Below are 16,206 nucleotides of genomic sequence, written 5' to 3'. Positions count from 1 at the left end.
ACTCAGGACGTCTTAAAAAAAGGGCCCCGGTTTCCCGGGGCCCTTTCTTTTTATCTTACAAGATCGATCAGAGTTCGAGGCGGAAGCCCGCGTAGAAGTAGCGACCGAAGGTGTCGTACGGATCGCCACCGGCGGTGCCCAACTGACCGAAGGGCGGCTGTACGTCGAAGGCGTTATCGACGCCGATGTAGAAGTTGTAACCACCTTCAACATCGAAGCTGAGCCGGAAGTTATTGTAGATCTTCACCGGGAAGGTCGGATCCTCATACTGGTCCGCGTTCGCGGGATCCAGGCGGGTGAGTTCGCCGGGGGTACAAGTGCCACCCGAAGAACCCGTGACGCCCGACGCGGGGCAACGCCCGATATAGGAGAATGCGTTCTCATAGGCCGACTTGGTCTGCGGTCCGAGATAACGCATCGACCAAGTGAAGTCGACATCGCCAAAGTCGTAGTTGAAGTTCGTCGAAGCGGCCCACTTCGGGTCGCCCAGCTCACTCCGTTGACGGTTCGGTACTTCAGGATCCACCGGGTTGAGGAAGTTGTCCAGCCTGATGAGGTAGGTCGCGATGCCACGGAACCGCAACCTGTGACCATTGTCGAAGGTATGGTTGTACTGAAGATCGAAGTCGATGCCTTCGGTCTTTTGTGCAGCGAAGTTGACGCCACCAGAAATCGTCGCGGGATCAATGAAGAGTCCGGTTGTCGGATCACGATTGACGTTGGCGCAGAACTGGTTGCTGATACCGTTGGCGTCGCTGTAGCACTGGTTGATGATCGTTTGGGCGGTCAGCGTGGAAATCAGGCTGTTCACCTTGATCCGATAGTAGTCGACCGTGAAGTTTAGGCCCGGAATGAACCGTGGTTCAACCACCACGCCGACGGTTAGCGACTTGCCGCGTTCTTCAACCAGCGCGGGGTTGCCGCCCGAGAGGAAGCCGGTTGACGAGGTGCGAGCCGTACAGTTGGTGTAGGGATCGCCAAGTGCCACTGCGAACGAGGTGCCTGCGCATGCCGCCACCAGAGCGGCATTGGCAGTCGTCGGTACGCCCGCCGCCGCACAGTTGGCTACGCGGTTAGGATCGGTATTGATCGCACCCGTCGCCTGGTCGCAGGGGTCAGCGATGAATGCAAAGTTCTGCGACTGCGGCGAAAAGAGGTCGGCTTGCGTCGGTGCACGAACCGAAGTTGCGTAGGCGGCACGGAAGCGAATGTCCGGGACCGGAGCGTAAATGCCCTGGACGTTGTAGGCGTAAACCGTTCCAGTTGCATTGTTATAGTCCGACACGCGGCCTGCAGCGCTTACGGTCAGCTCTTCCGCCAGCGGCACGTTCGCCAGGAGCGGAATGCTGAGCTCGCCGAAAGCTTCCTTCACGGTCAGCTTCGGCGGGTCGAAGGGCTGGATCGCGTTGAGGAAGGTGGCACCGCTTGCGGTCAACTCGTCAAAGGCGCTGTAGGCCTTCTCGGACCGGTATTCCCCGCCGAGAGCGAAAGCGATCGGACCGCCAGGCAGTTCGAACAGCTGCGACAGATCGCCTGAAACCGTGGCGAGAATGTCAAATTCTTCCGCCGTTTCTTCGCGATGGCCGGTTGTGTTCACATAGTCCAGGGCGGCTTGGCTAGGCGCGCCGAAGCCGAAAACGTTGATCGGCACACAGGCTGGATCATTGTTGTTCGGATCCGCATCGACGTTGATGCGGCAGACCGGGTTGCCATTGACGTCGCGAACCGCGTCAACCGCCAGGTTGAACCCGGCAAGGTTGTTACCATCCTGCGTGTAGAGCAGGAGGTTGTTCAGCGAATCCAGCTTGGTTTCAAGGCGGCCATAGTTGACCGACAATTCGTAGCGCCAGTCTTCGTTGAAGGTGCCTTCCACACCGGCAACGATACGATAGGTGTCGCGATCGTGGATTTCACCGCGGCCCCCGAAGTCGATGTTGAAGCGCGTGAGAGGGATGCGGCCGGTCGGTGTCGCGCACAGTCCGAAGCTCTGGAGCGTCGAGAGTGCCTGGGCATTCAGGAATGCGTTGTCACAGGTGATGGCAGGACCACCGAAGAACGAGTCCGGACCGCCTACGAAGAAGCTCGGCTGACCTTCCTGAAGTGCGTCGACATGGACATACTTGGCTTCGACGAACGGAACGAAGGCTTCGCTTATCTCAAAGTGAGCTAGCAGGTTGACCGAGATACGCTCCAAGCCGGCAGCAAGCTGGCCAGTGTTGCGCAGGGTCGATCCGTTGCCGCCGATCACGTTGCCGCTGAACGGCAGGAACTGGTCAGGTACGTCGACAAAAATGTTGCCGTTGCTGTCGAAGCGCAGGAACTGACCCTGGCCCAAACCGCCGATCGTGCCGCCGTCCGAAATCGAGCCGTTGCGGATACCGCAGACCGGCTCGAGATCAGGAATGCCGTCGGAGCCGAACGGCCCTTCGTCGGCCTGGCTGTCGCCAACGTTGTTGTACTGGCAGCGTCCGCTATAGGCGCCGGTCAGGCCATCGCGTTCGCGGAAGTACAACGGCTCGGACTTGGCATATTCGACTGCTACGGCGACATTGCCGCGGCCGTCCGCAAAATTCTTGCCGTAAACGCCGGCAAGGAAATAGTTCTCGCGATCGCCGCGCGATGAAACGCCAGCCTGCCCCTTGAGCGAGATACCTTCGTAGTCGCGCTTGAGGACGAAGTTGACGACGCCCGCCACCGCGTCCGAACCATAGACTGCGGAATTGCCGCCAGTCACCACGTCGACGCGTTCGAGCAAATCGACCGGGATGGTGTTGACGTCGACCAGGTAATCACCCGGCGAAGCCGTCACGTGGCGGCGGCCGTTGACCAGAACCAGTGTACGGCTGGTGCCCAGGCCACGCAGGTCGAGCAGGTTGAGACCGGCGGTACCGATGAAGCGGGTCGAGTTGCCCTGGCTGAAGGTGGAACGGAGCGAAGGCAGATCGTTGAGCGCGTCGCCCAGCGAGGTATCGCCATTGTCCGTCAATTCAGCTGCCGACACCGTGGTCACGGGAACTGGCGAAGAAAGGGTCGGCCGAGCGATGCGCGTGCCGGTCACCAGGATCGCACCATCGAAGGTTTCGGTTGTGTCGTCAGCGATCGATTCGTCAGCTGCCGCTTCGTCCGTGTCCTCTTGGTCCTGGGCGAAGGCCGGTGCTGCAATCGTCAGTGACAAGGCGGCCAAACCGGCGCTGCTAAACAAAGCGGCACGTCCACCCAAGGTGGAAGTTCTCTTTTTCATGGATTTCAGTCCCCACAATGCGAGCCGGACCCGACCGGCTCGATGGAGACATAAAAGCAATCCGTTCATCTTGTGGCAAGGGAGACCAGCCGCAAAACGTCAAAAATGCGAACTTCGGGTCAAGTGGGTCACCGATTTGCAACAGGTTGGGTTCTGATCTCCCATCCGGCCGCAAAAATATTCCAAGCGCGTGCTTTTCTGTGGAATTTTCGGTTGTTCTTAAACAAGGCGGCCCTAGCGAATCCGCGTGCCCCTTACTCCGCCTTGGCCATTGATCCGTAAGAAATATGATGAGAGAGCGGCATTCTTGATAAGCAGCGTATCCCCGGATTTGGGCTCGAGCAGACGCCTGGGAACGACATCAATCCGCCATAAGGCGCCCTCGGTAGTACGAATAACATAGCCGCTTCCGTGCGATCCTGAAACGGACACGATCTTGGTTTCGAGTTCCTGGATCTCGTCCTGATCTTCACCGTCTTTGTCGCGTTTGCCGAATATTCCGAAATCAGGGAGAGATAGGCCGAAGAAATTCCGGCGTGTTTTTCGCACCTCCTCGCGGTCTACCAATCGGAGATCACCGGTCTCGCTTGCGCCAACGATCGTCGCCGCAGCAGCATCGAAGCAGGCGAGTCTTGCGGCCGAATCTTGCTCCTGTTGGCAGGCCTTGAGTGCAGCGAGATAGGAGTTTTCGGCCGGCTCGTCTTCGGCCGACGCACTGTATGCGGCGGTCATGATGACAAAGGCCACCACAGCGACCTTGCCCACTTTGGCCCTGGAAATCACAACTCTCTCCTGCTTGGCATTCTTGTTTCGGTGTAACGATATCCGCTTATCCAGCGAAATCCAGTCCGTAGATAGTACCGATTTTGGATAGCCTTCCTGATCGAGAAAAGATACACTTAGCCTTTGGAATAAAACTGGATATTGGATTCGACATGAGGTTTCTCGCTACTTCGGCTGCCGCCATCCTTGTTGTTGCAGCTCCGGTCATCGCGCAAGAATCGCAACCTGCCACAGATGAGACGGCAGCCGTAGACAAGGAGATTGTGGTCGAGGGCGAGAAAGAAGATTCGAAACTCGACAAGGTAGTGTGCAGAACCGAACGGATCGTTGGCTCGCGCCTTGCTACTGCCAAACGTTGCCAAACACGGCGCCAGTGGGCAGCGGATCGGGCCCAGGATCGCAGAGACATAGAGCGCATTCAAAACTCTCGCGAGACCGCCGGCGGTGGCTGACCTTGTGTTCTGTTAAGACAATCGAGTTCTTGACGCTCGGTTGCATAGAGTATCTCGCGCCGTGGCGATTGTCGGGCCATCGCCACAGTTAATAGTTGGCAGCAAAGTCTGCCAGCACGATGATCGCCTGCGGCTTTAGCGTTCTTGAAGATAGTCCATTTTCTCTGCCCACGGCCTTAGAATAGGGATTACGGGCTTGAGGTGCTCGGCGTAGCGTTTCCAACGATCGGTCGCCCGGATGTAAAGCGATTCACCGATCTGCGAGTAGCTCGCAGTCCGCACGCGCCCACGTTCGCGCGCCGTTGTTGTATGGTCGAGCAGGCGGTCATTCCATCCGAGGCCGAGCCAGGATACCAACGGTTCGAGTTCGGCTCGCGGGTCGGCCACTAATCGCTCGTATCGCACCGCGCGCCAGTCGACCGGGAATAGTTCGATCCCGCGCTGCCAAGCCCGCCATACCGCATCGTAGGTCCGCGCTGCTTCTTCAAGGTCAGCAAAGCTGCGCATCGCAAGGTTGAGTTGGAAATTTGCCATGAAACAGCTGAGCACAACGTCGTAAGGATGCCGCTCGGCCAGTATTACCCGAGCATTGGGAAACAGGCGGTGGATTGTAGGCACGCGCTCCATATTGAGCGGGTGCTTGTCGACCAGCCATCTGGTGCCATCCCAGCCGAATTCGCGAGCGTAGGTGAAATACATTTCGCGCAACTCATGAACTCGTTCAGGGGTTAAACTCGGTAGATCTTCGTTCTCTCCCAACTGCCTGATCGTGCGTGCCATCATTGGTCGCTCTTCGAGCACCGAAAGTTCACCCTGACCCATGAGCATTGTATCGAGTAGTGTCGTGCCCGAGCGCGGAAAACCAACTAGGAAAACGGGATCTCGATATTGATCACTGGGCTCGAATGGCGGCCATTCCCGGGCCCATTCATCAGTCCACTTGGCTAGGTCGCTCGTTACCTCTTCGCGGTAGGTTGGACCAATAGGCGGCGGCGAAGAATCGATGGCTTCGCGGTTCATTTGCTCGAATGCTGCAAAGGCCTCGTTAGCATTGCCACGGCGATCTTCGATCCCACCGATCAGGTGGAATCGGCGCCGAGGATGAACCGTCTCCGGTATCCTGGACGCCAGTTCGGCAGCGTCTTCGAAACGTCCTTCTCTCCGTGCCTGCCAGGCCAGCAGGAATGCGAATTCCGCCGGTGCCTTTGTCTGGTCCACGCTCCCGACTAGTTCTGTCAGTTCCTCAACACGATTCAAGTTTTCATAAATCATACCCAGCTCGATATGCGCGTCGCAAAAACCGGGAGACAGATTTATCGCGTGTTTCATAGTCGAGATGGCGGAGTCTAGATCGTCGACGCGCGCATAGGTCATCCCAAGTTCGACCAATACCTGCTGGTCTTCAGGCGCGAGCTTTCGCGCATCCGTCAATACTCTGAGTCGTGCTTCCGGTCGATCTGCCTCTTTGAGGACTTCCGCTAGATTCAAATATATCCGCAGTTCGCCCGGAGCAATCGATATGGCCCTCTCAAGGGCTTCGATTGCTCCGTCAACGTCGCCGCTCGCGGAAAGAACGTTCCCCAAGTTGTTCCATGAAGACAGATCGTTCGGATCTCCAGCAATGGCTCTGCGATACGCAGCGACTGCTCCTGCAAAATCATTCGCTTCTTGCAGGATGAAGCCTTCGATTCTCGCTAGCCCTGGAGCGGTCTCTCCCCGCACCAGTTCCAGGGCCAGTTCGTGCTTACCCACCTGGACATAGGCGTTGGCCAAGTTCGCTCGCGATGCCCGATCGCCTGGATTAAGTGCAATTAATGACTCGAGATGTGGAATGGCCCGTTGGGGCAGACCGAGCCGCAAGGCAGCGAGACTTGCGACCGCCATCAGCGGTGCCTTGTCAGCCGCCTCGACGAGCGCCGCCTCGGCAATGGAAAGCGCTCCATGATTGTCATCCATCCTGAAGCGCGACATCGCTTCCAGTACCTGCGGCGAAAGGTGCGAGGGGATTGCGGAAGGGTGTGTCATTCAGCTCAACTTTGTCGTGGTAAGGCAATATCGAATGCGACGGTCATGCGTTCACCGGCAGGGAAGGCGCGCGTACCATGCCACATAGTCGAAGGAAACAGCACGAGTCGGCCAGGTCGCGGCTCGATCAGTCGGATTGGCTCGAGCTCGGGCAACAGGTCACGACATTCGCCGAGAGAAAGCCATCCCTCGTGTGATGAATCTTTACCTGGGCTGGAAAGCGAATCTGGAAGCGAAACATATAGTGCCGAACTGAGCCACCCCTGACTATGGACGTGGTCGCTATGGAAGCCGGAGTCCTTTAGGCGAACTGACCACGATCCTGAAATGCGTTGACATTCGCGCTGCCGGGGCAGGGTGGGGTGTCCTTCAGCATGATCCGGCAATTGGGCTACATGGCGGCTGACCGTCTCGAGGAGCAGTGCGCGTAAAGCACGAATTTGCGGTTCGTCCCGCAAGAGCAGGTTGCCGTCCGTCTGGGTTCCCCCACGGACAGACTGATCGAGCGGTGCCTCACGCGCAACATGGAGCGCGCGGAGATGCTCAGCTAGTCCATCGAGGTTATCGAAGCGCTCTGCTAGGTCATACACTCCGACCAAGCGTTCATCACCCTCAAGCCAGTGCCAGCGCCTATCCCCAGTCATTCGCCAAGCTAAGGAAAGATACGGCCACAGGAGATGATTGCGATCCTGTTCAATCCATTGCTCAAGCAGACCAACAGCAACTTCTGGTCGTCGCGCGCGAATTGCATGACGTGCCAAAAGTGAGACGTCCTCTGGCGTGGATGGCACCGGTGTTTTGGAGAACAGTCGGTCGGCCGCGATGAGGTCGCCTCGTTCAGAAGCGATATGCGCGGCAAGAAAAGTAAGCCACGGCTGATCACCGAGCATTTTGAACGCGTCAATTGCCGCTCGATCTGCAGCAGGCAAGTCCCTCGCCTCCAAAAGGAGTGAGATGTGAAGTCGACGGAGGTCAGGTTGCGAAGGATGCAGGGCGATTGCAGCGCGTAATGTTGCGTCCAACTCGAGCCCCTCCTGCGCCCTGATCTGGGCAGCGGCGCGATGTCCGTCGGTCCACAATGGATTGGATTGAAGGATATCTTCCAGCTCCTCAATCGCAAGAGTTGCATTGCCCTCCTGAACTCGTGCAGCGGAACGTCCCAATAAGACGGCTCCGTCGTTCGGGCTGAGAAGGCGCGCCCTTTCAAACAGGCCAGAAGAGGGACGGCCGGCTTCGAGCGCAACACGGGCATGAGAGTGAGCGATCAAAGCGTCGTTTGGAGCCAACTGTGCGGCCCGTGAGAACGCCTCCAGTGCTTCATGGCTCTCGCCGACTGCGCGCGCTGCCAGCCCCAAGAGCTGGTGAACTCGCGGATCATCGGGAAACTGTCGCGTTGCGGTCTTCGCAACAGGGAGTAGTATTTCGGGATAGTCGGCCTTGATGAGGTCGATTCCGCGAGTGAATAGGTGCCGCGCATTGTTGGTTGCGAGTGCCCTGACGAGCGCTTCCGCTTCATCCTTGGTCACGGGTCTAATTTCCTCACCGAAAGCCCAAATGAAAATGGCGGACCTGACGGCCCGCCATTCCCAATTCAATGTGGGTAACGCTTAGAATTCAAGCGTCACGCCAGCGTAGAGGTAACGACCGATAGCGTCGTACACCTGCGCAAAGGTATTGCCGTTACAGAAGCCGGCCGGGCAGGCCTGCGAACCGGTAACCGGCGGCGCCTTGTCGAAGATGTTGTTGGCACCCAGGCGGAACTTGTAGTGGTCGCCAACTTCGAAGGTCAGTGCCAGATCGAAGTAGTTGACCGAGTTGAAGCCAGCGAGACCCGGACGGGCAACGCCACCCGGTGCAGGGCCCGAGTTGCCGGTGCTGCTCAGGTTGGTGTTCGATTCGAGTGCGTCAAGCGAGACGGACCCGAAATAACGCCAGCGGATCGATGCTCCAATGCCGCTGGGCATGTCGAAGCTCAGGCGAGCCTGATGACGCCACTCCGGATTCGGCGTGCCGCAGGCGTTGCCGTAGAGCCCTACGCAATCGTAGGTCTGGTCGAGACCCGGGACATCAACACCCGTGTCGGTAACCAGCTCGTCCAGGTACGTGCCGATAAAGGTGAACGACAGGCGACCGGCGTTCCCAATCTGACGGCTGTACGCAACGTTTACGTCGATGCCCGACGTTTCCACGCCGCCGATGTTCTGCGACAGATCGTTCACGAAGCCACCCGACGAACGCCAGATGGAGCCCGAGGCATCGCGGTTGATCAGCGAGCAGTACGTGGGGTCAGCCGTAGCGGTACAGGCAGAAAGAATGGTGTCTGCACCGATGCCCTGGATCGCGTCCTTCACCTTGATGTTGAAGTAGTCGACCGTGGCGCTGAAGCCCGGAATGAACGTCGGCGTGAACACGAGACCCACCGTGTAGGTGTCTGCGGATTCCGGAACAAGGTCCGGGTTGCCGCCGATCAGGCCATTGTACTGGCTTGCCGGGTTCGAGGGGACGACCTGACCCACCGAGAGACCCTGGGCAATACAGCCAACGTCTGCAGCAGTGATCGCGAAGTCCGAGCACGGATCGGTCGAACCATCGAGAGCGACACGCTGCGGAGCGAAGAGATCCTGCACCGTCGGCGCGCGCACCGCGCGGTTATAACCGCCACGGAGACGAATGTCCGCCGTCGGAGCAAACTCGGCTTCGATCTTGTAGGTATCGGTCGTCGCACCCGTGCTGTAGTCCGAATAGCGGTAGCCACCGGTGATGGTGAAGTCATACACCCAGCTGTCCTGCGCCACAGGCACACGGACTTCGGTGAAGACCTCCTTCACATTGAACGAACCCGAAACCGGGAGCGTCGGAGCGCCCTGGCCTGCGAGGTCGCCGGTCTGGAAGGCGAGGTCCGAAAGGAACTCAAGCTTCTCCTTGCGGTATTCGCCACCAAGCACGATGCCGACACCTTCCGAGGCCCACGGCGACTGTACGCCATATTCGCCCAGCGCACCCGAGACATAGCCCGACAAGACCTGCTCGGAAACGATGCCGCGAGAGAAGCCAGGGGTCGAAAGGTAGGCTGTTGCTGCAGCGTCCGGAGTCACAGTACCCGGCGAGAAGATGTTCCAGGGAACGCAATTCGGATCCGAACCGTCGAGCACCGAACGGCAGACCGCGTTACCATTTCCATCGTCCACCACGTCGAGGGCGCGAGTGATACGCGTCACCGAGAGGTCATTCTGGTAGGTCTGTGCGAAGTTGGTCCGACCATACTGGTAATAAAGGTCGTACGACCATGCCGAGCCCAGATCACCGCGCGAACCGATCACTGCGCGATAGCTGGTGTGCTGCAGGTCATCGCGACGCGAGCCACCTTCGATGTTACGACGCAGAATCTGCGCGAAACCGCGATTGTAGGTCGCTCCAGTGGTCGGATCGATGAAGTTGAACGGCGTCAGGCCAAGCAGCGGTTCACCGATGTTGCGAGCGGTACGAGCAGCGTTCTCAGCTGCGGCGTTACCGACAACGAAGAATGCATCGCCGGGCGCTGGGCTGACGAGCAGGTTCTCGGTGTCGCAGATCAGCGCGAGCTGATCGGCACCCAGCAGCGGGTTGTCGCAGTTGAGCGAAAGCGTGTTGCCGAAGTTACCCGACGGAGCAATCTGGGCGACCGTGCGGTCGTCCATGAAGTTGAACTCCATATAGGGGTGCAGCGCTTCGGAAATTTCGTAATCCGCGAATACGCCAGCCGTATAACGTTCGTCCGGACGCTGGAAGTAGTTGGTCGGCGCGAAGTTGAATGCGGTAAAGCCCGGAAGGATCGTGGCGTTCGGACCGAACTGATAGGTCAGCGAGGTGAACGAGCTGGTCCGCGGATCGTCACTGTCAAAGGCGAAGACCGTCCCGGTCGGCGAAGTTGCCGAGCCGCCGCAGCTGTAGAGCTGGCCGTTGGCCTGAACCTGAGCTGCAGTACGTCCCGAGAGCGCACAAGCCGAGTAGTCGCGACGTGACTGGTTGACAGCCTTGATCTTGCGGTAGCCGACGTAGGCGGTGGCGTGACCACGGCCGTCGTCGAAGCTGGTACCAAACGCCAGCGTGGCATCGAAGGTGCCGCCGTCCGTCGTGGTACCGCTCGGGTACGGGAAGTTGCGTGCGTCCAGTGCATCCGTAATGCTGGAACCGGCACGGTTCTTGTGGCTGTAAACGGAATACTGAGTGTCGAGCTTGAACCCTTCGAACTCGGTGTCGAGGACGAAGTTGACGACGCCCGATACGGCGTCGGCGCCGTACACCGACGAAGCACCGCCGGTAAGCACGTCGACGCGCTTGATCAGCGCAGCCGGGATGACGTTGATGTCGGCAGCCGAAGTGGTCGGGTCACCCGGGACAAGACGACGGCCGTTCAGGAGAACCAGCGTACGCTCCGAGCCCAAGCCACGCAGGTTCAGCGTGGCGGTACCGGTTGCGCCGTTCGAGACGTTCGAACCCTGGCCGGCGAAAACCTGCGGCAGCGAGTTGACGAGGTCTTCGACGCGAGTCGTGCCAGTCTGCGTGATCTCGGCAGCGCTAACGACCGTGATCGGGCTAGCCGATTCGAGGTTTGGCTGCTTGATGCGCGAACCGGTAACGACGATGGAAGCGGCGGGAGCTTCGTCAGCGCCCTCATCCGCGTCCTGTGCCATTGCCGGCTGCGCGATGAGCGCAAGACCGAGTACGGCCGGGGCCGTGCTGGCTTTGAAATATGTCTGGAGTTTCACTCTTTTCAGTCCTTCTTCCGTTTCCCGATCACTAATCGAACGGGACTTAAGAACCCCCATGGATTGACCGCGTGATGCAGCAATGCCGCACAACGGCCATCGGCGGAACCGGCTATCTGCATCCGGAGATAGTTACATTGCAAAGTAATTCTCAGCCCCGATCGGGATTGGTTTGCCCTGTGTGGCGTCTGGAACACACCCCCTGTGTGTCGGCCTTACGTAGCTCTCGTGACTACGTATGCACGCGACACAATTCGTCGCTTGGAGTCCGAAACTTGACCGGGAATTGCGGGCGACCTAACGCCAGTAGCAATTCGAAACTCAAAAGGAGCTCATTCCGATGCCTGAAGCCTATATCGTGGAAGCCGTGCGCACGGCAGGTGGCCGCCGAGGGGGTCGACTCGCCGGGGTCCATCCGGTCGATCTTGCCGCCAAATCGCTCGATGCGATCATGGAGCGTGCCGGTCTCGAGGCTCAAGTGATCGACGATGTCGTGATGGGCTGTGTCAGCCAGGGTGGCGAACAGGCGATGCAAGTCGGGCGCAATGCGGTGCTGGCGAGCAAGCGCCTGGGCGAGGGCGTGCCGGCAGTGACGATCGACCGCCAGTGCGGTTCTTCGCAACAGGCGGTCCAGTTCGCCGCGCAGGCGGTGATGAGCGGGACGCAAGACGTGGTGATCGCTGCTGGTGTCGAAAGCATGAGCCGCGTGCCGATGGGTTCGACCGCCATGTTCCACATGAAAGAAGGCCTGGGGAACTACAAGTCGCCGGGCCTCGAGGAAAAGTACCCCGGTATCCAGTGGTCGCAGTTCGTCGGTGCGGAGATGATCGCGCGCAAGCACGGCTTCACCAAGGAGGACCTCGATCGTTTCGGACTCGGCAGTCACGAGAAAGCGATCGCAGCGACGCAGGGCGGGGCCTTCGCGAATGAGATTGTCCCGGTTGAGATTGAAACTCCCGAGGGTGCTCAACTGCACACTGTCGACGAAGGTATCCGCTTCGACGCAACGTTCGAAAGCATCTCAGGGGTCAAATTGCTCAGCCCCGAAGGATCGATCACTGCGGCCACCAGCAGCCAGATCTGCGACGGGTCAAGCGCCGTGCTTGTCGTCAGCGAGAAGGCATTGAAGCAATACGGGCTGACACCCATGGCGCGTATCCATAACCTCACGGTGACTGCGGGCGATCCTGTGATCATGTTGGAAGAGCCGCTGTTCGCCACCGATCGCGCGCTCGAGCGCGCGGGTATGAAGATTTCGGACATCGATCTTTACGAAGTCAACGAGGCCTTTGCGCCGGTTCCGCTCGCCTGGCTCAAGCACACCGGGGCCGACCCGGAAAAGCTCAACGTCAACGGCGGCGCGATCGCGCTCGGCCACCCGCTCGGAGCCTCGGGCACCAAGCTGATGGCGACGCTGGTCCACGCACTGCGCGCTCGCGGTAAGAAATACGGTCTGCAGACGATGTGCGAAGGCGGCGGCGTCGCTAACGTCACCATCATCGAAGCGCTTTGATTCGTTCTATTTGAGAGGACTATTTCCATGGAAGTTGGTGCAAACACTCCCGCCGTCGTGACCGGCGGTGCCTCTGGCCTCGGCGCGGCGACCGCTCGCGCGCTTGCCGCCAAGGGCGCCAAGGTCGCGATCTTCGACATGAACGAAGAGAAGGGCGAGGCGCTCGCCGCCGAGATCGGCGGGGTATTCTGCAAGGTCAATGTGACCAGCGACGAAGACGTCGATGCGGGCTTTGCCAAGGCCCGCGCCGCGCATGGGCAGGAACGCATCCTCGTCAACTGCGCGGGCATCGGCAATGCGATCAAGACCGCCAGCCGCTCGAAGGAAGACGGCTCGATCAAGCATTTCCCGATCTCCGCCTTTGACTTCGTCATCCAGGTCAATCTGATCGGCACCTTTCGCTGCATCGCCAAGTCGGCGGCCGGCATGCTCACACTCGACCCGCTTGACGAGAATGGTGAGCGTGGCGCGATCGTGAACACCGCTTCGGTAGCGGGCGAGGACGGTCAAATCGGCCAGGCCGCCTATTCGGCGTCTAAGGCCGGTGTCATCGGCATGACTCTACCGATCGCGCGCGATCTCATGAACGAAGGCATCCGCGTCAACACGATCCTGCCGGGCATTTTCGACACCCCGCTGCTGCAGGCCGCTCCGCAGAACGTGAAGGACGCGCTGGCCGCTTCGGTCCCGTTCCCCAAGCGCCTCGGCCAGCCGACCGAATATGCCAAGCTTGCCATGTGCATGATCGAAACCGGCTATTTCAACGGCGAGGACGTGCGTCTCGACGGTGCCATCCGGATGGCACCGCGGTGATCCGACCAATTCTTTCCTACCGGCGGGGCGAAGAATAGCCTTGCCGTTATGAGCGATCCGAAGCGCCCCCGCTTGCCCGTCAGTGACGCTGCAATCGGGGGCGCTTTCTTTTATATTCGAGGACCGTGTTCCACGTGTTCCAACCAGACGGACTGACCCGGGGGAAATCCAAATGAGCTCCTACACGCAGATCAAGCTCGACATCGCCGACGGCATCGCGACCGTCACGCTCAACCGGCCTGAAAAGATGAATGCCTTCACTCGGGTGATGATGGACGAATTCATCCACGCGATGGACGTGACCGACGCCGATGACAGTGTCCGCGCGGTGATCGTGACGGGTTCGGGCGATCGCGCCTTTTGCGCGGGTGCGGATCTCACCCCTGAAGGTGGCGGTCATGTTTTCTCCGATCCCAATCCCGTTGAAGACCTGTCGGACGAACGTGTGCGCGACGGGGGCGGGCGGTTGACGCTGCGACTGTTCAACTCGCAGAAGCCGCTGATCGGGGCCTGCAACGGCGTGGCGGTGGGCGTTGGGGCAACGATGCAACTGCCCTTCGACATCCGCCTGTGTTCGGACAATGCGCGTTTCGGTTTCGTGTTCGCCCGCCGCGGTATTACGCCCGAAGCGGCATCGAGCTGGTTCCTGCCGCGCCTGGTTGGGCTGCAAACGGCGCTCGAATGGTGCATGACCGGCCGGATCTTCGATGCTGCTGAAGCGAAGGAACGCGGTCTGGTGCGGTCGGTACACCCACAGGGCGAACTGATGCAGGCGGCAATTGGTATTGCGCGCGAGATCGCCGACAACACCTCCGCGGTCTCGGTCGCGATGACGCGGGCGATGCTCTGGCGCCTGTCACCGCTGGAGCACCCAATGATGGCGCATCGCATCGATAGCCGTGCAATCTATCGCCTCAGCCGCAGCGCTGATGCTCGGGAGGGCGTGGCCAGTTTCCTCGAGAAGCGAACGCCTGCCTATCCCGACACGGTCAGTGCCAACATGCCCGATTTCTATCCGTGGTGGGACGAACCGGGCTTCGAATAGTTGCACATGAGATGGTCACACAGGCAACCGCCTTGCCAAGCGGGCTGTTGAACTTATGAATTGCGAAATGTCCAAACGCCAACCCGCTCCGCGCCTCGCCGATTTCCTGCCATACCAACTCTCGGTTGCGTCCAATGCGGTGTCGACCCGGATCGCGCAGCAATATCGCCAGCGTTTCGGGCTTAAAACAACCGAATGGCGCATCATGGCGGTGCTCGGCGACAGTGGGGCCCAGACCCAGCGAGAGTTGTCGCAGCTGACATTGATGGACAAGGTGCCGGTCAATCGTGCGTGCAAACGACTGGAAGATCGCGGCCTGGTCCGCCGAACCCCGAACACCCGCGACGGACGGTCACACCTGCTCGAACTCACAGAGGAGGGCTGGGCCGTGCATGGCGGGGTGATGCCTCTGGCGCTGAAGATCGAAGCGGAAATGTTTGCCGTACTGAGCGCTGAGGAGCGCGAGGCGCTCCACGACATGCTGCACCGCATCCGCAAGAATGCTGGTGATTTCGACGCGGAAAGCCTGGCCGACTAGGTCGCCCAGGCTTTCTTGCGCCCCAATCCTTTAGATTCGGACTGGCTAGCCGATCCCGCCACTGAAGGCGTCAGAGATTGAACAGGCCGCCGGGCCGAGAATGACGATGAACAACACCGGAAGGATGAACAGGATCAGCGGCACCGTCATGATCGCGGGAAGGCGCGCAGCCTTTTCTTCCGCACGCATCATGCGTTCGTTGCGGAACTCGGCGGATAGAACGCGTAGCGCCGACGCTAGCGGCGTACCATAGCGTTCGGTCTGGACCATGGTCGTGACCACCCCTTTCACTGCTTCGAGGTCGACGCGGTAAGCGAGGTTGTTGAAGGCCATGCGACGTTCGTTGAGGAACGAAAGCTCGATTGCGGTTAAGGTGAACTCGTCACCCAGTTCGGGATAAGCGCGCCCTAGTTCCTTGGCGACGCGATTGAACGCAGCATCGACAGTAAGACCAGCCTCCGCGCAAATCACGAGGAGGTCGAGCGCATCGGGCAAGCCTTTCCGGATGGCATCCGAACGCTTCTTGGCGATGTTGCCGAGATAAAGCTCGGGCCCCTTGTAACCGATGAACAGTGCGGCTGCGAGCGCCAGCACCCGCTTGATCTGCCAGTCGGGATAGATTTCCGCGACATAGAGCAGGATAAAGGCAGTGCCGCCGAGCACAATCGGCAGGACCATGCGCAGGCCGATTATCAGCACTGCGAGTTCCTTGTTGCGTATACCCGCATGGGCGAGCTTTTGCTGTACGACCTCGATCTGGCTCTGCTGCAGCACCTTCATGCTGTCGAGCGTGTCCCTGATCTTTTCGGTCTTGTCTGTCTTGCGGACCAGGCTCTGGCGCTTCTTTGCGTTCGAGGTCACCAGGCCAAGCTTCAATTCCTCACGTCGCCCTTCCAGTGCGCGCACGCGTTTGGCCATCGGGTCCTTGATGGTGACAGCCGAATAGATTGCGACGAGCACTGCCAAGGCAGCGATCCCGGCAAGGATTGAGCCGATCAGGATGACGTCGAAGCCAAGAAGCTTGGGGCCGGTCGAGGGATCCATTGGT

11 protein-coding genes are annotated in these 16,206 nt (G+C 59.6%); 5 read left to right on the top strand and 6 right to left on the bottom strand.

Annotated elements, in window-relative coordinates:
• Positions 1 to 67: 67 nt before the first annotated feature.
• Both HQR01_RS01745 and HQR01_RS01740 read right to left on the bottom strand, forming a co-directional pair.
• The gene (locus tag HQR01_RS01745) at positions 68 to 3,241 is read right to left on the bottom strand and encodes a TonB-dependent receptor domain-containing protein (RefSeq protein ID WP_173212081.1); all 3,174 of its coding nucleotides are present in this window, start codon (positions 3,239 to 3,241) and stop codon (positions 68 to 70) included.
• Positions 3,242 to 3,475: 234 nt separating this feature from the next.
• Entirely contained in the window at positions 3,476 to 4,006 is a 531-nt protein-coding gene (locus HQR01_RS01740; RefSeq protein WP_173212080.1) for a hypothetical protein, read from the bottom strand.
• A gap of 170 nt (positions 4,007 to 4,176) precedes the next feature.
• Between HQR01_RS01740 and HQR01_RS01735 the strand changes: the two genes are divergently transcribed.
• Complete coding sequence (locus tag HQR01_RS01735) at positions 4,177 to 4,476, top strand: hypothetical protein (RefSeq protein ID WP_173212079.1); 300 nt, start codon at positions 4,177 to 4,179, stop codon at positions 4,474 to 4,476.
• 135 nt (positions 4,477 to 4,611) lie between these two features.
• On the opposite strand, the gene HQR01_RS01730 is transcribed toward HQR01_RS01735, so the two are convergent.
• From HQR01_RS01730 to HQR01_RS01720, 3 genes are all read right to left on the bottom strand, one after another.
• A complete protein-coding gene (locus tag HQR01_RS01730; protein ID WP_173212078.1) occupies positions 4,612 to 6,501 on the bottom strand; it encodes a tetratricopeptide repeat-containing sulfotransferase family protein in 1,890 nt (629 codons plus the stop codon).
• Positions 6,502 to 6,506: 5 nt separating this feature from the next.
• Positions 6,507 to 8,027: a putative 2OG-Fe(II) oxygenase gene (locus tag HQR01_RS01725; RefSeq protein ID WP_173212077.1), complete on the bottom strand. Its 1,521-nt coding sequence runs from the start codon at positions 8,025 to 8,027 to the stop codon at positions 6,507 to 6,509.
• 81 nt (positions 8,028 to 8,108) lie between these two features.
• Positions 8,109 to 11,249, bottom strand: coding sequence for a TonB-dependent receptor domain-containing protein (locus tag HQR01_RS01720; RefSeq protein WP_234030212.1), 3,141 nt, complete (start codon positions 11,247 to 11,249; stop codon positions 8,109 to 8,111).
• Between the two features lie 340 nt (positions 11,250 to 11,589).
• Here HQR01_RS01720 and HQR01_RS01715 point away from each other — a divergent pair, with 340 nt between their 5' ends.
• The 4 genes from HQR01_RS01715 (at position 11,590) to HQR01_RS01700 (ending at position 15,158) form a co-directional block, all read left to right on the top strand.
• On the top strand, positions 11,590 to 12,762 hold the full coding sequence (locus tag HQR01_RS01715) for an acetyl-CoA C-acetyltransferase (protein ID WP_173212075.1): 1,173 nt from the start codon (positions 11,590 to 11,592) through the stop codon (positions 12,760 to 12,762).
• A 27-nt stretch (positions 12,763 to 12,789) separates the two neighbouring features.
• Entirely contained in the window at positions 12,790 to 13,575 is a 786-nt protein-coding gene (locus tag HQR01_RS01710) for an SDR family NAD(P)-dependent oxidoreductase (protein WP_173212074.1), read from the top strand.
• 172 nt (positions 13,576 to 13,747) lie between these two features.
• Positions 13,748 to 14,620 carry a crotonase/enoyl-CoA hydratase family protein gene (locus HQR01_RS01705; protein WP_173212073.1) on the top strand — a complete coding sequence of 291 codons (873 nt, stop codon included), beginning with the start codon at positions 13,748 to 13,750 and terminating at the stop codon, positions 14,618 to 14,620.
• 67 nt (positions 14,621 to 14,687) lie between these two features.
• The gene (locus HQR01_RS01700; RefSeq protein ID WP_173212072.1) at positions 14,688 to 15,158 is read left to right on the top strand and encodes a MarR family winged helix-turn-helix transcriptional regulator; all 471 of its coding nucleotides are present in this window, start codon (positions 14,688 to 14,690) and stop codon (positions 15,156 to 15,158) included.
• A 45-nt stretch (positions 15,159 to 15,203) separates the two neighbouring features.
• On the opposite strand, the gene HQR01_RS01695 is transcribed toward HQR01_RS01700, so the two are convergent.
• Positions 15,204 to 16,202: a type II secretion system F family protein gene (locus HQR01_RS01695; RefSeq protein WP_173212071.1), complete on the bottom strand. Its 999-nt coding sequence runs from the start codon at positions 16,200 to 16,202 to the stop codon at positions 15,204 to 15,206.
• Positions 16,203 to 16,206: the final 4 nt, after the last annotated feature.

The organism is Erythrobacter mangrovi, from assembly GCF_013260645.1.
Classification (GTDB): Bacteria; Pseudomonadota; Alphaproteobacteria; order Sphingomonadales; family Sphingomonadaceae; genus Qipengyuania; species Qipengyuania mangrovi.
This window is presented reverse-complemented; position numbering and strand designations above follow the sequence as displayed.